The organism is Paenibacillus puerhi, from assembly GCF_009846885.1.
Taxonomy (GTDB): Bacteria; Bacillota; Bacilli; order Paenibacillales; family NBRC-103111; genus Paenibacillus_G; species Paenibacillus_G puerhi.
On record NZ_WUWM01000003.1, the window covers coordinates 234,149 to 251,751 of the forward strand.

Here is a 17,603-nt window from a genome sequence, read left to right on the forward strand (position 1 = left end):
GCTATTTCCCCCCGTCTTCATAATGCACCCAAGATTTACTGGAACGAAATACCAGGAAAGTGAAGAAGCCGATCAGCAGTACCAGCACCCAGGCCATGGCGGAAGCATAGCCCATTTGGAAGAAGGCAAACCCTTTCTTGTACAAGTACAAGGAATACATCAGCGTGGAATTAATCGGGCCGCCCGTTCCATTGCTGATCACGAAGGCTTGCGTAAACGATTGGAACGAAGTAATGATCTGCATCACCAGATTAAAGAAGATAACAGGCGACAGAACCGGGACGGTAATGCTGAAAAACTGACGGACTTTGCCTGCCCCGTCCACCGAGGAAGCCTCATAGTATTCCGCAGGAATCTGCTTCAGACCGGCCAGGAAAATAATCATGGACGAGCCGAACTGCCAGACCGACAGCAGCACGATCGAGTACAGCGCATACTTGGGATTGGCTACCCAATCGGGCGCCTGAATGCCCACGTAAAGAAGGAGCTGATTCAGCAAGCCGTCCCCGCCGAACATTTTGCGCCACAGCATGGCGATGGCCACGCTGCCTCCGAGCAAGGACGGTATATAATAAACGGTGCGATAAATGCCGAGTCCCCGCATCCCCTTGTTCAACCAGAGGGCCACGGCGAGCGCAAAAATAAGCTTTACGGGAACGGATGTAAACACATACAGGAACGTAACCTTCAGGGACACCAGAAACAGTGGGTCCGTCGCGAACATCGCGATGTAGTTGTCCAGCCCGACCCAGGAGGGAGCGCTCAATATACTGTAATCCGTCAGGGAATAGTAGAGCGAAGCCGCCATCGGTCCAAGCGTCAGCACGATCAGACCGATCAGCCAAGGAGCAAGAAACAACAACGCGATGCGATTGTGCGGGTACAGGCTCCCTCTCTTTCTCTTCGTCTTGGCGGCGACGGCTTTCACATTTTCCACATATTGAATATCCATGGTAACCTCCACCATCCGAAAAAGATCAGCGAATGGTCGGTGCTCTGCGCCATCCGCTGTCTAGTCTCTAGTGTTATTTGCTCTTGCCGAGAATTTGATTGGCTCCGGTAATAAAGGAGTCAATGACGCTGTCCTGCTTTCCCTGACCGAATGAAATCTGTTCGCTTGTCGTCTTGAAGTTTTTATCAACCTCGGCAAAGCCTTGCGGATAAGGAGGGTCGATGTCGCTGGAATGCTTGGAGACGGTGTCTACAAAGTCGAACACCATCTTCTCGATTTCTCCGAGCGACCCCTTCAACTGCTCCCGCATCTGCGAGTTGACCGGAACGCCCCGCTCCGAGCCGAGGATCTGCGCCGCTTCCGGATCATTGACCAGGAAGTCGATGACCATCGCTACTTCCTTCGGATGAGACGTCTTGGCATACCCGGAGATGAATTGGCCCGGCTTCAAATATTCTCCGATCTTTTTCTCGCCATCCAGATGTGGAATGACTTGAATTTTCAACGCATCGTTCTGGTTCTTCATGGCTTTCTGGAAAGCGATGATCTGGTTGGACCAGGCAAAGTCCATCGCCGCCGTCCCGAGAGCAAGCGGCCTCGTCTCCATCGCATTCGTCATAGCCGCCGTCACTTCAGGCGTCGTGATGCCTCCATTTTTGCGCAGCTCCGCCCACATGTTGAACCAGCCTTCGAAGTCCTCCTTCGTCGCTCCGAGCTTGCCGCCCTCGAACAGCGCACGGCCATTCTGACGGACCATCACTTCAAATATATTGAAGGTTCCGGAGATATCCGCCGAGCCGTAAAAGCCTTTCCCCTTGGCCTTGGCGATCTTGGCGGCGATATCGCTGAATTCCTTCCAGGTCCAGCTTTCCTTGGGCTCCTCGATGCCCAGCTCCTTGAACAGCGTTGAATTATAAACAACGCCTGGCGCATTGACGCCTAATGTTATCGCATACAGCTTGCCGTCGACCGAGCCGGCCTTGATCATGCTCGCATCGTGATCTGCCGTACGCAGCACTTTGCTGTCTGCATAGGTTCCCAGATCAAGCAGCGCGCCTCGTCTCGCGTAGTCCGTCAGGAAAGCGTAATCCATCTGGATCAGGTCGGGAGCGTTCGAGCCGGCGACTTGGGTGGACAGCTTATCGAAGTATCCGTCCCAGCCGGAATATTCCGCCTTGATCTTTATGCCGGGATGCTTTTGCTCGAACAGCTGCAGAGCTTTTGTCGTCAGATCATGACGGGTTTGCGAGCCCCACCAGGTCATGCGGAGCTCGACCTTTTGTGCGTTTGCGCCGTCGGCGCCTGCAGTAGGAGCCTTTCCGTCGTCCTTGGGTGTACCGGAAGAGCATGCGCTGATGACCAGAGCTAGAGAAATGGGCAGAAAGGCTACTGTTCTTTTTTTCACCTAGATATCCCCTTTGATCGATATTTGAAAACGATTACATTCTTATTGTAGCTCATTTGACGATCCCGAAAAATTAAGAAAAGTAAGGAAATCCATCGTAAAAGTAACCTGCTTCTCGTACTTTTCGCGTCTGTACCTTCCTGTCTGCTCGATCCAAGCGGCTCTCCAGCTCAAAAAGACCCTTCCGCATCCCATGCCGGAAAAGCCTCTATGATACATGCGAACGAGGTTTAAGCCTGGACCGCCTCTTCTTCCTTGAACTTAAAGCTTCTGGCGATATACAGGAAGGGCGTCGAAGCCATCGACACGATAAACTTGACGATATAGGTCGTAATCAGAATTTGGACCCACACCTCCATCGTATACTCTCCAAGGAACGCAATGGAGCAGAAAATCAGCGTATCAACCATCTGGCTGACCGCCGTGCTGCCGTTATTGCGCAGCCACAGCTGACCCGGCTTGGGGAATACCCGCTTCAGATACGAGTAGATCTTCACGTCGAGGAACTGGCTGACGAAGAACGCCGTTAAGCTTCCCAGAGCAAGCCGGGGCAGCAGCCCGAATATCGTGGCCAACGAGTCTTGGGCAAAGTCCGACTCCTGCGGTGTGAATACGAGCGTCATCTTCATGGTCACCATCGTAACCAGCATGACGAAGAAGCCGAACCAAACCGCCTTGCGCGCCTCTTTCTCGCCGTATCGTTCATTGAGCAGATCGCTGGTCAAATAAATCGAAGCGTACATCGTATTGCCGAGCGTCATCACGATCCCGACCATCTCGATCGTCTTGGTCACCTGAATATTGGCCAGGATCGTCGCAATCCCTACCCAGGCATACAACCCGTTCTTGCCGAACAACCGGTAGCATAACAAAAAGCAGCCAAAATGAACGAGGACAAACAGCGCCCCCCACAGCAAATGAAACATGTCTTTCCCATCCTCCTAGTTTTGGTAACGCGGGAGTTTTCCGAACCGCGGCCCGGGTTGCCGGGCTATGCCAAGCGCCCGCCGGAGAGGCAGACCTGTTTCATTATACCGGGATATGCGGCGATTTCAAGAGAAATTGCTGCCATTCGGGTACACCATAACCTTCAGGCTCCCGCTCTTGTTCGTCATCGCCCGCTCTAGGGCTTCTTGGGTCTGTTCAAGCGTATACCGGTCCGTGAACAACGGCTTCACGTCCGCAGTACCGGACGCAAGAAACTCGATGCCGTCGGGATACGTATTCGCATACCGGAAGATGCCGTACACCTCGATCTCCCGGTCGATCAGCACATGAATGTCGAGCGGCGCATCGGATTGAGCGGGCAAGCCGACTATTCCCAGCTTGCCGCCCCGGCGCAAGGACTTTAATGCCGACTGAAGCGCCACGGGGCTTCCTGCGGTTTCCCAGGCCGTATCCACACCTTGGCCGCCGGTCAGCTCAAGTATAGCCTCCACCGTGTCTCGCTCCCGGACATTAATGGCGTGTGTCGCCCCCAGCTTCAGCGCAGCCTCCAGTCGAACCGGCTCCAGATCGCTGACATAGATCCGGGTGGCCCCGAATGCCTTGGCCGCCACAACCGCCATCAGCCCGACCGGCCCCATCCCCATGATCGCGACGCTCGAACCCGGCTGCAGCCCGGTGCGCTTGGCCGCATGGATGCCAACGGAGAAGGGCTCGACAAGCGAGGCTTCCTCGTAGGATAGATGATCGGGAATCGGAAACAGGAAGTCTTCTCTCAGCTTGATATATTGAGCGAAAGCCCCATCTACAGGAGGCGTGGCGAAAAACACGACATCGGGGCATAAATTATAGCGTCCTTCCTTGCAGTAGCGGCAGCGCCCGCAGGTAACGCCGGGCTCCATAGCTACCCGGTCCCCCGGCTGGAACCTCACCGCTTTCGCACCGGCCGCGACGACCATCCCTGCGCACTCATGTCCGAGTATGATCGGCTTATCCACGATGTAGGAGCCTATCCGCCCATGCTCATAATAGTGCACGTCCGAACCGCACACGCCGACCGCCATGACCTTGACCAGCACCTCGTCCTCTTCCAGGCTCGGAACCTCCCGCTCCTCGATGACGATTTCCTTGATCTGAGTCATCACGGCTGCCTTCATCGTACGGGGAATCGTTATATCCTTCACTGTGAATCATCCTTCCTGCGTCTAGTGGCTTTCCTGAGGACGGCCATGACGCTCTGCCATGGCTGTTCTTCTCCCATTCTAGCATGTTCGGTCACTTATCTCTTCGAGAAAATGTTTCAAAATAATACGGTATGGTTAAAAAACAACAGGCGTGATTCTTCTACGCTACTCCCCTTATCATATAAACCCTTAGACCCGCAGCCATCCATGGCCTGCGGGTCCTTTTTTTGTACGGGCAGTCAGCCGGCACGCAACTTTCAAGCGAGGCGAGGGCCGATGGGAATGAGCTGCTCTAGAGCGCTAGGACTGGCTTGCATTCGGACCTTGTCGGAATCGAATTTCATGCATAGGGTCAATGATCCACGCTTCACCCAGCCATGTATCTACCTTAATCCAGATCTCCAGCCGTTTGCTCGCCTTCACGGTTTGCGGACCAAGAACTCCCTTCCAACTGCCTCCCGGCCGATCATGAATTTCCCGATTAAACGGAAGCTCGACCTCTTGGTTATAATCTACCGCTATTCGCTCTGGCTGCAATTGAACCCATACGTCGCCGAGCTCACTATGCACATGATACCAATCCCCTTCTGCCGTTTTCTCAAACGGGTTTAAATAGCGTTCATGGACATCGCCTAGCATTTTGGACCGGTTATTCGGATACATATAGGCAGGCAACCAATAACCGTCAACTTCAAGGGGACTGGTATAGGGAACGGCCTCCAAAGGAGCAGAAATCTTAGGATGCAGCCACGTTTCCTTCCCAAACGGTGTTTCAACCCGGAGCCATCCGCCCGCGGCAGAAGCCGTCGTTTTCATTGTCTGAGGCTCCAATTTGCCAAGAACATGCGTGTAGGGATAATCATACACCGGCGTCTCGGTTTGCAACACCACTTCCTTCGACTCTTCGTTCAGGTTGAATATGAACGGCCATTCTGGACGTATCCACATCTCTCCGAGCCAGGAAGTTTTGATTTTGTAATAACTCCCTTCATTGAAAACCGCCTGTACCGTCTGCGGCGCAAGGGAGTAGGGGGTGATACCGGACTCTTCTGGTGACGAATAAAGGACCGTTTCCTCGTTAAAAGTGATGGTGAAATCGACTTCGTTGTCAGGATTGCCGTCCGCGTGCAGTTGTCCATACTCACTCAAGGTCACGGCCGCGTAAGCGGGTTGAGCGTACAAGCCACCGATAAGCGTCACACTCGTTATCAAAAGTGAATAGAGCAAACCTTTCATCTAAACAACTCCTTTTTCCGAACATTTGTAATTTCATGCTCTTCCACATACGCAGCATGGTTTTCCCCATAATTGGAATAATAAGTTCAGGGCCGATTCGAGGCATGCCCTTCATCAACCTCTATCAAATTCTTTGCAGGGAGAGCAGGCTTATGCATGTATGCTTAGCCGTTTTCAGCGCCTTCGCCGCCTGGAAATGGGCAGATTGGCGGCATTGGAAGCACTATCAGTCTACGATGCTGTACATTACCGTTGGAGGCATGCTGTACGAGTACTTGACGGATGACCGCAATCTTTGGGTGTTTCATCCCGATTTCCTCTACAACCAGCGTATGACCGTGCTCGTCTATGCGGTGTTGACCATGCCTCTAAATGTGCTGATCTTCCTTTCAACGCTTCCGCGGCAGGGCAAGCTCCGAATCGTCCTGCACATTATGCTCTGGGTTGCCATATACGCGGCAGCGGAGGGACTCCTCCAAATGTTCGGCCGCATTCAATATGCGCACGGGTGGACCTTCTGGCATTCCGTATGGTTCGATCTGATCATGTTCCCGATGCTGCTTCTTCATCATAAAAGGCCGGGCACCGCTTATATCTTATCTTTATTCATCATTGGTTTCCTCATGCTTTGGTTCAAGGTTCAGCTATAAGGCATCCAGGCGGTACTAACTAACCTGCCTAAAGCATATCGAGCATCGGCCGGATATGCTTACTAAGAGGCTCGATGCCCGCCCCCCGGATGCTCTCAGCCACCAGCCTGGCGATAGCCGCCGCACCCTGCTCCGAGAAGTGCGTGTTGTCCTGCGTACCTTCCGGCAACCCTTCATATTGTCCCGGCTCCGTCCACATGAAAAGCCGTTTGCTGCCTTCCACTCCCGCCTGCTCATATAAGACTTGGCTCCTAGCCGCCAGATCGATATAGGGAACCTGCTTGACGCGGGCCAGCTGCTCCATCGCCGCAATATATTCGCCATGCGTATTCTTTATGCGGCCCTCTTCGTCAAAGAAACGCCGATGCATCGGAGCCGACAGCACCGGATAAGCGCCCCGTTCCCGGGCGCCGTCGATATACACGCTCAGATACTCCTGGTATGTAGTGAACGGAAGGGTCCCTCCTTCATTATCTTTCTCATCATTGTGAGCGAACTGCACCAGCAGACAATCGCCGGGACGGATTTTCTTCCAGATCCGGTTCAGACGGTCCTCCGTAATAAAGCTCTTCGTGCTGCGGCCTGAGCGGGCATGATTCGCCACTGCGATGCCCGCATCCAGATACAGCCCCAGCATCTGTCCCCATCCGGTATACGGATACCCGCCTGAAGGCTGATCGGTCACGGTCGAGTCGCCGGCCAAATACAGCGTCGGCAGCTCCGCGCGCCGTTCAATCTCCAGGAAACGCAATCCAGCCGCTTGGTCTGAGAAAGCGAGCCTTAGCTGACCGTCATCCACATGAACGGCGAACTCGGCCTGCGCCGTCTGCCCGGGCTCCGTCCCGACCTCGCGCAGCATCAGCTTGCCCAGACCCGCCTTGACTGTCGTTCGAGAGGCGGTATGCTCGCTGCCCAGCTCAAGCTTGACGACATAATTGCCGTTTGGAACATCGATCAGAAGCGTAGGCACACGGGGGATAAAGTAATCCCCAGGCCAGGAATCCCTCAAATCTTCATACCGGGATGCAGCAGGGGCTTCAGCCCAGCCGTATCCTCTCTGCGGCTCGTAAGCCAGACTTGCGGATAGAGCGAAGCTTCCCTCTGCAGCCGCCCCCTGTACCAGGGAAAAGCGTTGTTTCACTTTCATAAGATCATCCTCCAGCTCCATGAATGCCTGTTTTTGTTGTCTATTGGAAGTTTATCCCACCCCACGTATTTCCGCAACCCGATCCACGATATCACACCTGCGATCAGGCTTAGTGGTGCCGCGTTCGCTTACTCGGGCATGTCCTGCTTTCCTTCCAAATACGCTATCTGCGTGGGCTTCAACCGGATATCCGCTGCTTGAAGGCTGTCTGACAGCTGCTCGTCCGTGCGGCAGCCTACGATGGGAAAAGTCTGGATCGGCTGGGCCAGCATATACGCAAGAGCGATCTGACTAACCGGCCGGGACAGCTCCTCGGCGAGCCGCTTTGCCCGCTCATAGCGTCTAGCATTTTCCTCCAGGCGGTACATAGGCGGTATGCGCTCATCCTCCATCCCCGCAGCCGATTCCCCGAGCTTCGAGAATAAGCCCTGAGCCTGCGAGGAATAGGCGAACACGGCCATCGGATAATTCTCATGATAGCGGTACATCGATTCATCCATATGCATAAGCGTCGTATCCTCGATCCGGCTTGCGTCTACCTTCGCCAGGCTCCAGGAAACCTGACTGCAGACGAACCCTCGAAGGCCATGCTTGCGGGCGTAGTCCCGGGCCTCCGCGATCCGGTACGTTCTCCAGTTGGAGCAGCCGAAGTAACGGAACTTCCCCGCTTGCGCCAGTTCATTCATCGTATGCAAAATTTCTCCGACCGGACGGTACGGATCGTCGCGATGCAGCCAGTACAGATCGAGCTCGTCCACTTGCAGACGCTTCAGGCTGCCTTCTAGATCCTCCGCGATCAGCTCCGACGTCAATCTTCGGATTTGGGGCGATGCCGGATCGGGATGCGCCCCCTTCGTCGTTACGATGAGCTGCGATCGGTTACCCCTGGCCTTCATCCACCGGCCTACCGTCTTTTCACTGAGACTCCGCTCGCCGGGCAGCCAGTTGGCATACACCTGGGCCGTGTCCACCATATTCCCTCCGGCCTCGACGAACGCGTCCATCAGCCGAAACGACTGCTCCTCGCTTAGCTTTGAGCCGAAGTTGACGCTTCCCAGCACGATAGACGAACAATCCAGCGAAGTGCCTGTTATCCTCTTTTTCTCCATAGCCGGTTCTCCTTTTTTGTTAAAATTCGTCTCCTTCAAGTATTAACCCCTCTGATCAAATGTAATCGGGCGGGGACCATCAGCCGGATAGACAAACAGCCCTCTCCCCCGGCTCTCGGGAAAGAAGGCTGCCCTTCCAGTTACTTGTTTGGATCCAAATTCTTTGTCGCGTCGGTGCGTCGGAGCGCCGGGTTCCGCTTACCTTGGAGGCGATCAGACCGGCTCGACCCGGAACCAGTCCACATCGGCCCAGCCTTCTGCAGCGTCTCCGCTTGGACGGATACAGAACAGGCCGAGCTTGGCCCCTACCCAGCCCCCCGGCAACGCGGAGAAGCTTTGTCCGATCGGCGTGTAGCCTTCTCCGCCGAGGCTGTAAGAGAAGGTGCATTCGGCTTCAGGCACTACCGTAACCCTCAGATACACAGCCGTCGTGCCTTCCGGCAAGCTGATTGCCTCGGCAATACGCTCCGTGGCGGCTTCTTTGCTGCCCTTGCCTTCTGCCCAGACAAGCCGCGGCCCGCTCCCGGTGCTTTCCAAAGCCACATACCGGTACTCGTATCCGAACACCGTCAGACCTGCGCTTATGCCAGGCGTAGCCGACTGCAAGGCAAGCTTGACCGTAGCGGTCAACGCCGGCGCAGGCAGCTTCTGACACAGCACATTGGGCGCATAGTGCAGGGCGTCGGCTCCTGCAGGAAGCGGCTGGGCATACAGTCGGAGCTGTCCCGGCGAGTCGGTCAGGGAGTACCACTCCTGCCGCCAGTTGGCCTGCCACTGCCACTGCAAACCTAGCTGAGCGTCCTCGAACTCGTCGCTCGTCTCGATGATAGCAATCGGCCATTCCTTGCCTACATTGGGCTTTTTATGCTCCAGTACGGGCTCTCCGATCCCATCCCCGTTCGTATCGATCCCCATCACCGGCCAGTCGTTCTCCCAGCCCATCGGCTGCAGATGTACGATCCGGCCATACGCTTCGCGGTCCTGGAAATGAATAAACCACGACTCGCCCGACTCCAGCTCGACATAGCCGCCCTGGTGCGGCCCGTTCACATCGCTATCGCCCTGATGCAGCACAATTTTATCCTCATAGGGCCCATACAGGCTGGTCGAGCGCAGAATGGTCTGCCAGCCGATCGGCACCCCGCCTGCAGGCGCAAAGATATAGTAATAGCCATTGCGCTTGTACAGCTTGGGACCTTCCATCGTAGGGTGATGTTCTTCCCCGTCGTACACGATAACGCCCTCGTCGAGCAGCGCGGTACCGTCGGGCTTCATCCTGCACATCTTAAGCTTATGCTTGATCCCGGCACGGCTTCGGGCGAAGGCATGGACCAGATAGGCATTGCCGTCCTCATCCCAGAACGGGCACGGATCGATCCAGCCTTTCACTTCCTTGACCAAGTGCAGCGGCGTCCAAGGGCCCGCCGGATCTTCCGCAGTGGTCATATAAATCCCTTCGTCCGGCGTGCTGAAAAATATCCACAGCTTGCCGTCGTGATAGCGGATACTCGGCGCCCATACGCCGTCGCCATGGCGAACATGCTCATAACCGCCGGGAAGCCGATCGACAGCGTAGGTCAGCAAGCTCCAATTCACCAAATCTTTTGAATGCAGAATCGGCAAGCCCGGCGAGCTGTTGAAGCTGGATGCCGTCATGTAGAAATCGTCCCCGACCCGAACGACATCAGGATCCGAGTAATCCGCGTACAAGATCGGATTCTTGTATTTCCCGTTGCCCAGATCGGCCTGCCAGACCGGCTTCTCCTGACCTGACCTTTGTTTGGATGTTTGCATGCTTATTTCCCCCTTAGTTGATATTCCTCTCACAAAGTCAAGCAGCCTGACCTCGCCTCTACAGGATGCGTACCTTATCCTCCGACACTTCCTGCCCCCGAGTCACCCCGCGTAAGCCCGCTTCCGTTCTGATCTGCGAGCACTCGATCTGTTCCGAACGGCTGCCCGTTACGGCCAGCATAACCGACTCCTCCGTTGCGGTTGTGCCCGCAAGTCCCGTCAAAACCACCTGCTGGCTTTGATGCAATCGGACAAGAGGCCCCTGCATCACCTGCAAGGTCAGCTCCTCCAGCCGCAGCTTCCTGACATTGTGGCAGATCACGCCATGCTCGAACGATCCCCGAAGTCCGCGGATCGTAACGGCCTCCAGAGGCATTTCCGCCAAGCCGTTCACAATCAGAGCTTTGTTCGCCCCCGAGCAATCCACGTTGCTTATCTCGATACTCCGGAAAACCGGCGTTTCCTCCGTAACCGGAAAAGCCTGCTCCTGTGCCGTACCCGATCCCTCTACTCCCTCGTAGAACAAGTGGAAGGAGATCGCTTCGCCTACGATATCCACCATGCGGACGGACTCGATCTCGATATGCTCGACGATGCCGCCGCGTCCGCGCGCGCTCTTGAAGCGGAGTCCGATATCGGTGCCTATGAACGTGCAGTCCGACACCTGGATATGGCGCACCCCGCCCGACATTTCGCTGCCAATGACGAAGCCGCCGTGACCATGGTACACGCAGCATCCGCGGATAGTTACGTATTCGCATGGCATAGCGAGCGCACGACCCGCAGCGTCCTTGCCCGATTTCAGGCAGATCGCGTCATCGCCCACATCAAAGGTGCAATCCTCCACCAGCACATAGCGGCATGACTCTACGTCCAGGCCGTCTCCATTTTGCGCGAACCACGGATTGCGTACATTCACCCGCCGGACGGTAACATGCTCGCAGCCCCATGGATGCAGGTTCCAGGCCGCCGAGTTTTGAAAGGTCGGTCCCTCCAGCAGTATGCGCTTGCAGCGGCGGAAGCTCAGCAGATTCGGCCGCAGATAAGCACGGGCCGCTTCATAGGCTTCCGGCGACGTGTTGCCCGCCTTCTTCAGATCGGCGACAAGTGCAGCGCCTTGCATGGCCTCGTCCGACGGCCACCAGATCCCCGCATCCCGGTCCACCACGCCTCCTGAGCGAACGAGCTTGCCCCACTGGATATCCGTCATCTTGAACCGTTTCACCGGCCGCCAGGCTTGCCCGCCTCCGTCGAAAATCCCCTGCCCCGTAATCGCGATATGTTCCGCGTTCTCCGCATCCAGCGGAGACTGGCAGCGGATCGACGGCTCGCCTTCGAAGGTGGAGACGATGACAGGGTAATCCTCGAATCTCTCGCTAAACAGAATCGTAGCGCCCGCTTCCGCATGCAGCTCCAGCCGGCTTACGAGCTTGAGCGGCCCAGTCTTCCACAAGCCGGGGGGAATGACCAAGCGGCCTCCCCCCTGCTCGTCCAATGCCTGGATCGCGCGGCGGAAGGCTTCGGAATTATCCGTCAAGCCATCTCCCTTGCCGCCGAAATCGCTCAGCCGCACCTCGCGCGCCGGGATCTCCGGCAGCAGTACTTCCGGCATGCCCCGTTTCTTCTCAGTCGAAGCTTCATTTTGCGTCATCCCATGCTCTCCTTCCAGTTCTCTAGCTGCTAAGTATGCCTCCCATTATATAGCATGTATGATCTCATTATCTTGCAAGATTGTTGCCCGAATCTATACTTATTCTACATATTTGTCATTTAGGAGACCTTGTTGAAGCGCTCCGGCATCTGCTCAAGACATATTCCGGAACGAGTAGGGTTCTTTTCTCAGCTTGTCCCGATACTGCCCCGGCGTTAAACCCGTCCACCTTTTGAATGCATTCTGAAAGGAACTCGGCTCTGAAAAATGCAGAACATAGGCAATCTCCCCGACAGAATATTCCGGTTTCCTCAAGTAACCCATCGCTAGTTCTTTGCGGAACGCTGCTGACAGTTCTTGATAGGAAGTGTTCTCTTCCTTCAATCTATTCTGCAAGGTCCGGGTGCTTGTTCCGAAAAATTCAGCCGTTTGCTGCACAGTGGGGAAAAAGGACGGAAAGCTTGCCTTCATCCATTGCATAACTTGGTCCGACAAGCTGCTGGTCCGGGTCAGCTCATCCCTGGTTTCCTTCGCTATGGACTCGAATACAGCAAGCAGTTTGGGATCGGAATACAGGACGGGGTAGTCCAACACGCCCTTGCTCATGCTCAGAGCCGCTTCATCCCCGCCGAACCTAGGCATTCTCCCGAAGACGGACAAGTAGGGAGCTGTGTCTTTGGGCTCGTCATGAGCAAAGCGAAGGTCTGTCAGCGGCGCCAGCTTGTTGCTGAGCCTGCCGATCAAGCGATACAGCGAGCTGGCCATGTCCTCCACACAATGGCGCGACATATGCCTGTCCCCGGCCTGTTGCAGGAATAACCGGATCGTGACCTCGTCCCCTCGCACTACCCAGTCCAGATTAAAGCCGCTGCACAGGATCATATTGTATCTCTGGTAAGCCGCCAAGGCGTCGGCAACTGTTCTGGAATGCATCATGACGTACCCGAGAACCCCCATATCGGCGAACTCCATAATCTGCCCCTGATGCAAGCCAAAATGCTCGTCTTGCGTGTACTCCGCAGCTGCGATCATCAAGCGCTCCAATTCTTCCCCGGCAATGCGGGCCTCTACATCTTGCAAAAGACGGGCGTCAAACGAGGCATAGCGGCAAAACTGCTCCGTATCATACCCTTTATGTACAATGGTCTTCATGACAGGATAGACCATGGAGATCGCGATTCCTTGAGTGTTCAGGCTTACTCCTCCTTTGCGCAAATCAACAATGGGACTGCGCGATTGATCATTCACTTTCGCAGGCTATCGTTCTATGCTAGTTGTAGCCTAACACCACCAATATATCACAAAAATCAAAGCGCTTAATTCATAAGGAGGAGAATGACATGAGTTCCCGTATTCTCGTAATCATCGGTCATCCCGATTCACAAAGCTACTGCTCGGCCTTGGCTCGCGCCTACATCGAAGGCGCCTCGGGGAGCGGCGCCCAAATCCGGGAGATAGACCTTAGCAAGCTCACCTTCGACCAGAACCTCCGATACGGATACCGCCAAAGAACGGAGCTGGAGGAAGAGCTGAAAGAGGCGCAGGCCCTGATCAAGTGGGCCGATCATCTGGTATTTGTGTATCCGACCTGGTGGGGCACGATGCCGGCCATCCTCAAAGGGTTTTTCGACCGCGTCTTTTTACCCGGCTTCGCTTTCAAATATCGCGAGCATTCATCGCTCTGGGATAAGCTCTTGAGCGGCAAATCCGCTCGCCTGATCGTCACATCGGACACCCCTTCCTGGTATAACCGATGGATATACAAGCAGGCCGGGCATCAGGTGATGAAACGAAATATATTGAAATTTTGCGGAATCGCGCCCATTCGCGTTACGGAGATCGGCCCCGTCAGGCCGTCATCGGATGTGCTCCGTGCCAAGTGGCTGGACCACGCGAGACGGCTCGGGTCCAAGTTAGCCTAATGCGAGAGGGTCGTTAGGGAAACCTTGTGGGGGAATCTTACGCTACCGGGAGTGATTATCCGGTTGAATGACTCGGTTGGATTCCTTGATCGGATTAACCCGGTTGGACATTGCTGTCTTGTCTCCATACAGGTATACTTGCATCATAAAGTCGGTCGTGAAGCACATGCCGCTTTGAACCTTAACTCCATTGTAAAAGATGGTGTTGGGGATCAAAGCGGCTTTTGTGTTTCAGCGCATCTACTAACAAACAAGGAGAGGGTGTACGTATGGTGCGGTTTCAACAACAATACGAGGAATGGATTCATGCTCAGATCTCGAATGAACGAAGCCCCAGAAGGCGCGAGTTGCTTGAGAATGGACTCGGCCATGGAACGATAGAATTTCTTCGTTCGGTATGGTTTCCCGCTGTAGGAAATTTCGATCATCTATTTCCCGAGTGGGAAGTGCGGGATTTCAACAATGGCTACCGCTATCTGGACCTTGCCTATATGCCAGGCGGGGCAAAGGGCGGTATCGAAATTCAGGGATATGGGTCTCACGCCAGAGACCTGGATGTAAAGCGGTTTAAAGATTTGTGCATGAGGCATTGTTTGCTTTCCCTCGACGGTTGGATTTTCCTTCCTATTGCCTATCTCTCTATTAAAGATGAGCCGAAGCAATGCCAGCAACTCGTTCTCTCCTTTATTGGGAAATTCTTAACCACGGATGTGTCTTCGCAGCTGTCATGGTTAGAGGCTGAGGCTTTGCGTTTTGCACGGCGTTTATTGCGGCCCTTTCCACCCATGGAGCTTGCCCGGCACCTTAGGATCACGGACCGGCATGCCCGGCGAGTCTTGCATCATTTGGTGGAGCAGCAATTGTTATTCGTGACGAGCGGAAATGTGCGGTATCGCTTGTACCAGTTGAGACTGTAAGTTGACAACGGATACAGCTACGGACTCCCTGTTATTTGCTGGAGTGATCTCGATCGTCACCGGGAATTCCTTCAGCATGCCTGCGTAGTGAAGGAACAGGAGTGGAGAAGGAGCGGGTGGGCGGAGTACGGAGCAATCTATATAGCGTGCTGGAGCAACTATTTAGCGAAAGTACCGGATCGACTATATAGCCAGAGTACTGGAGAGATCTAATGGACTTCAGAGCCGCTATAAGCCCCTCCTCCGCCCTTTTTGCGGAGTTGCGGACTGAGGAGCCGTTAATCAGGCCATGATCGTACTCACCAGACGATTTATGTGCCCATAGCAGCATCCAGGTCCGTAAACTGGTGGATTCGGGGATTCTGGGCACTATAACGACTCTGGGGTCCGTCCCGTGACCGTTGTGAATCGCCCTCCGAACCGAACAGCGAATCGCCTTCTGAACCACACTCGCAACCGCACTCTCAACCGCACTCTCAACCCCACTCCCAACCGCATTCCGAATCGCTTCTGAGTCGCCCCCCGCTGCCTTCCGACCGCCTTCTAAACCCACACTCCCAAACGTACTCCGAACCGCCACCTCCGAACTGCAACCAACCGTATTCCGGATCGCTTCCGAACACCCCCGATGCACTCCGACTTCCCTCCGAAACGCCCTCTCCGACAACGTTCACCGTTCGTCTCTGCCGGGAGCCTTCCGATTAGCTATACGGAGGGCCTCCGCCCTCTAGGTCATCGCCCGTCAACGGAGATGCTCCCCCGTAATCGCCGGAATAAAGCTTTACAAACTAATAAAAACCAATATAATAGAGATAATATATCACTTGATATATATTATATGATATCCATAATCCATTAAGGAGTGACCAATGGCACCCAAGACAAAGTTTACCAAGGAATCGATCGTTTCCGCCGCTTTTGAAGTCGCCAGGGAAGAGGGGATCGATCATATCACCATAAGAAAAATTGCCGCGAAGCTAGGGAGCTCGATCGCCCCCATCTATGTCAATTTTACCGATGTGGAGGAAGTCAAGCAGGAAGTGCTGACCTACATCCAGCGGCTTTCCCAGCAGATGCTGATGACGGCTTACAGCCCCGATCCGTTCCTCAATATCGGCATCGCCAGTTTGAAGTTTGCCAGACAGTACCCCGTGCTTTTTAAGGATCTGGTCATGAACACGAACCGATTTGTGAAAGACGTCCAGCAGCCTCCGGGCAGCCTGATCGACCAGATGAAGCAAGCGCCGGAGCTGGTTGGGTTCACGGACGAGGAGCTCATGGATATTTTTTTCAAAATGCAAGTATTTCAAATGGGGATATCCGTCATGGATGTCAACGGGCTTCTTCCCGAGGAAGCGGATGAGGAGAAGCTGATCAAGCTTCTGGAAAGCACGGGCAAGGATATCATCACAGCCGCGCGTATGCATAAAAACAACAAGTCCATCATCTAAGCACAGGAAGGTGACTCCATGAAAACCGAACAAGCGCAAGCGTCCATAGAAGCACATTTCCGCAGACTCGTCCAAAAAAATGCGAACCTGCACAATGCCTACCTGCTGGTTCAATCCGACAAGCTCGGCATCCGGCTGGAGCTTGCCGAGGGCACTACCGGCGGCATGCCCGCCCATGCCCGTCAGCCTTATTGTATGGCCAGTGTAAGCAAGCTGTTTACCTCGGTTCTGATCGGCATGCTGTTCGAGCAGGGATTGCTGTCTTACGAAGATCCTATCTCCAAGTATCTGGACTCGGGCCTGCTAGACCGCCTGCATGTCCACAAAGGAACCGACTATACGCATGACATCCGAATTAAGCATCTATTGAACCACAAGTCAGGCCTGCCCTGCTTCCTGGAGGATAAGCCCAAGCAGGGTAAATCCATCCTCGACCTCCTGCTGGGCGAACCTTCTCGTCTCTGGACTCCTCAGGCGATGATCGAATGGTCCAAGGCTCATCTCAAGGCCCATTTCCCTCCCGGCCAAGGGTTTCATTATACGGATACGGGCTACCATCTGCTTGGATTGATCATCGAGAACGTAACGGCCCGCCCGTTCCACGAAGCGCTTCATCATTATCTATTCGAACCTCTCGGGATGAAGCATTCCAGTTTTTTTCGCAAGGAGCCTATAGAGAGAAGCGAATATCCTTTGGCCCATTTGTATGTACGCAATACGAATATTACCGATTACAACAGCTTGAGCCTGCTGTACGCCGGCGGAGGACTAGTTTCTACCTCTCAGGATATGCACGTCTTCATGAAAGCCTTGGTTCATCACCGGCTCCTTGCAGCTTCTACCATCGAACTCATGAAGAAGGATTGCGGAAGATTTTTTCCGGGAATTGATTACGGCTACGGTGTTATGATGTTCAAGCATGTGCCCTTGATCATGCCGGCCAAATATCAGGTGTGGGGAAATGCGGGCTCGACCGGTTCTTTTATGTTTTACCATCCGGCCCTGGATACATACATCATCGGGAGCTTAAATCATTTTCGTTATCATCAAAAAGGAATAAGACTTATGCTTCATGTCATTGGACAGCTTCATAAATGTGCGGGCTAAATTCCCTTGTATAGAGCCGCCGCGCTCCGGTCAAGCTAATAACGATGCACAGCTTATGCCACCGACCGACGGCTTTCCCTCCAGAAGCTTTAGCAGTTTTCGAAAAAAAATGTTGAAATTTGCGATATGTTAT

At 54.4% G+C, this 17,603-nt stretch carries 15 protein-coding genes; 5 read left to right on the forward strand and 10 right to left on the reverse strand.

The annotated features are described in order from the left end of the window. Nucleotide 1: 1 nt before the first annotated feature. The 5 genes from GSF01_RS04495 to GSF01_RS04515 form a co-directional block, all read right to left on the reverse strand. Nucleotides 2-952 carry a carbohydrate ABC transporter permease gene (locus tag GSF01_RS04495; protein ID WP_159881812.1) on the reverse strand — a complete coding sequence of 317 codons (951 nt, stop codon included), beginning with the start codon at nt 950-952 and terminating at the stop codon, nt 2-4. 73 nt (nt 953-1,025) lie between these two features. Beyond that, nucleotides 1,026-2,357, reverse strand: coding sequence for an ABC transporter substrate-binding protein (locus GSF01_RS04500; protein ID WP_159881813.1), 1,332 nt, complete (start codon nt 2,355-2,357; stop codon nt 1,026-1,028). Between the two features lie 230 nt (nt 2,358-2,587). Then, the gene (locus GSF01_RS04505; protein WP_159881814.1) at nt 2,588-3,283 is read right to left on the reverse strand and encodes a queuosine precursor transporter; all 696 of its coding nucleotides are present in this window, start codon (nt 3,281-3,283) and stop codon (nt 2,588-2,590) included. A 126-nt stretch (nt 3,284-3,409) separates the two neighbouring features. Further along, the gene (locus GSF01_RS04510) at nt 3,410-4,459 is read right to left on the reverse strand and encodes an NAD(P)-dependent alcohol dehydrogenase (protein WP_159881857.1); all 1,050 of its coding nucleotides are present in this window, start codon (nt 4,457-4,459) and stop codon (nt 3,410-3,412) included. 327 nt (nt 4,460-4,786) lie between these two features. Beyond that, nucleotides 4,787-5,722, reverse strand: coding sequence for a hypothetical protein (locus tag GSF01_RS04515; protein ID WP_159881815.1), 936 nt, complete (start codon nt 5,720-5,722; stop codon nt 4,787-4,789). A 152-nt stretch (nt 5,723-5,874) separates the two neighbouring features. On the opposite strand from GSF01_RS04515, the gene GSF01_RS04520 reads away from it, so the two are divergent. Next, nucleotides 5,875-6,372, forward strand: a complete 498-nt coding sequence (locus GSF01_RS04520) for a CBO0543 family protein (RefSeq protein ID WP_159881816.1) — start codon at nt 5,875-5,877, stop codon at nt 6,370-6,372. A 28-nt stretch (nt 6,373-6,400) separates the two neighbouring features. Here the strand turns inward: GSF01_RS04520 and GSF01_RS04525 are convergent, their stop codons facing one another. The 5 genes from GSF01_RS04525 to GSF01_RS04545 all read right to left on the reverse strand — a co-directional run bounded on the left by GSF01_RS04525 (nt 6,401) and on the right by GSF01_RS04545 (nt 13,240). Then, nucleotides 6,401-7,519, reverse strand: a complete 1,119-nt coding sequence (locus tag GSF01_RS04525) for a rhamnogalacturonan acetylesterase (protein WP_159881817.1) — start codon at nt 7,517-7,519, stop codon at nt 6,401-6,403. Between the two features lie 128 nt (nt 7,520-7,647). Further along, a complete protein-coding gene (locus tag GSF01_RS04530) occupies nt 7,648-8,628 on the reverse strand; it encodes an aldo/keto reductase (RefSeq protein ID WP_159881818.1) in 981 nt (326 codons plus the stop codon). A gap of 213 nt (nt 8,629-8,841) precedes the next feature. Further along, nucleotides 8,842-10,422, reverse strand: coding sequence for a glycoside hydrolase family 43 protein (locus GSF01_RS04535; protein WP_159881819.1), 1,581 nt, complete (start codon nt 10,420-10,422; stop codon nt 8,842-8,844). Nucleotides 10,423-10,480: 58 nt separating this feature from the next. Then, nucleotides 10,481-12,073: a glycoside hydrolase family 28 protein gene (locus GSF01_RS04540; protein ID WP_159881820.1), complete on the reverse strand. Its 1,593-nt coding sequence runs from the start codon at nt 12,071-12,073 to the stop codon at nt 10,481-10,483. Between the two features lie 153 nt (nt 12,074-12,226). After that, nucleotides 12,227-13,240 carry an AraC family transcriptional regulator gene (locus tag GSF01_RS04545; RefSeq protein ID WP_201305318.1) on the reverse strand — a complete coding sequence of 338 codons (1,014 nt, stop codon included), beginning with the start codon at nt 13,238-13,240 and terminating at the stop codon, nt 12,227-12,229. A gap of 173 nt (nt 13,241-13,413) precedes the next feature. On the opposite strand from GSF01_RS04545, the gene GSF01_RS04550 reads away from it, so the two are divergent. The 4 genes from GSF01_RS04550 to GSF01_RS04565 all read left to right on the forward strand — a co-directional run bounded on the left by GSF01_RS04550 (nt 13,414) and on the right by GSF01_RS04565 (nt 17,470). Continuing rightward, nucleotides 13,414-13,995, forward strand: coding sequence for an NAD(P)H-dependent oxidoreductase (locus tag GSF01_RS04550; RefSeq protein WP_159881821.1), 582 nt, complete (start codon nt 13,414-13,416; stop codon nt 13,993-13,995). A gap of 269 nt (nt 13,996-14,264) precedes the next feature. Continuing rightward, nucleotides 14,265-14,912, forward strand: coding sequence for a transcriptional regulator (locus GSF01_RS04555; RefSeq protein ID WP_159881822.1), 648 nt, complete (start codon nt 14,265-14,267; stop codon nt 14,910-14,912). A gap of 869 nt (nt 14,913-15,781) precedes the next feature. Continuing rightward, nucleotides 15,782-16,363, forward strand: a complete 582-nt coding sequence (locus GSF01_RS04560; protein ID WP_159881823.1) for a TetR/AcrR family transcriptional regulator — start codon at nt 15,782-15,784, stop codon at nt 16,361-16,363. 18 nt (nt 16,364-16,381) lie between these two features. Continuing rightward, nucleotides 16,382-17,470: a serine hydrolase domain-containing protein gene (locus GSF01_RS04565; RefSeq protein ID WP_159881824.1), complete on the forward strand. Its 1,089-nt coding sequence runs from the start codon at nt 16,382-16,384 to the stop codon at nt 17,468-17,470. Nucleotides 17,471-17,603 lie beyond the last annotated feature (133 nt).

Coding starts and splice junctions, on each gene's coding strand:
- GSF01_RS04495 (WP_159881812.1), bottom strand. CDS start 952: ATGGATATTCAATATGTGGAAAATGTGAAAGCCGTCGCCGCCAAGACG.
- GSF01_RS04505 (WP_159881814.1), bottom strand. CDS start 3,283: ATGTTTCATTTGCTGTGGGGGGCGCTGTTTGTCCTCGTTCATTTTGGC.
- GSF01_RS04510 (WP_159881857.1), bottom strand. CDS start 4,459: ATGAAGGCAGCCGTGATGACTCAGATCAAGGAAATCGTCATCGAGGAG.
- GSF01_RS04515 (WP_159881815.1), bottom strand. CDS start 5,722: ATGAAAGGTTTGCTCTATTCACTTTTGATAACGAGTGTGACGCTTATC.
- GSF01_RS04520 (WP_159881816.1), top strand. CDS start 5,875: ATGCATGTATGCTTAGCCGTTTTCAGCGCCTTCGCCGCCTGGAAATGG.
- GSF01_RS04525 (WP_159881817.1), bottom strand. CDS start 7,519: ATGAAAGTGAAACAACGCTTTTCCCTGGTACAGGGGGCGGCTGCAGAG.
- GSF01_RS04530 (WP_159881818.1), bottom strand. CDS start 8,628: ATGGAGAAAAAGAGGATAACAGGCACTTCGCTGGATTGTTCGTCTATC.
- GSF01_RS04535 (WP_159881819.1), bottom strand. CDS start 10,422: ATGCAAACATCCAAACAAAGGTCAGGTCAGGAGAAGCCGGTCTGGCAG.
- GSF01_RS04540 (WP_159881820.1), bottom strand. CDS start 12,073: ATGACGCAAAATGAAGCTTCGACTGAGAAGAAACGGGGCATGCCGGAA.
- GSF01_RS04545 (WP_201305318.1), bottom strand. CDS start 13,240: ATGGTCTATCCTGTCATGAAGACCATTGTACATAAAGGGTATGATACG.
- GSF01_RS04550 (WP_159881821.1), top strand. CDS start 13,414: ATGAGTTCCCGTATTCTCGTAATCATCGGTCATCCCGATTCACAAAGC.
- GSF01_RS04555 (WP_159881822.1), top strand. CDS start 14,265: ATGGTGCGGTTTCAACAACAATACGAGGAATGGATTCATGCTCAGATC.
- GSF01_RS04560 (WP_159881823.1), top strand. CDS start 15,782: ATGGCACCCAAGACAAAGTTTACCAAGGAATCGATCGTTTCCGCCGCT.
- GSF01_RS04565 (WP_159881824.1), top strand. CDS start 16,382: ATGAAAACCGAACAAGCGCAAGCGTCCATAGAAGCACATTTCCGCAGA.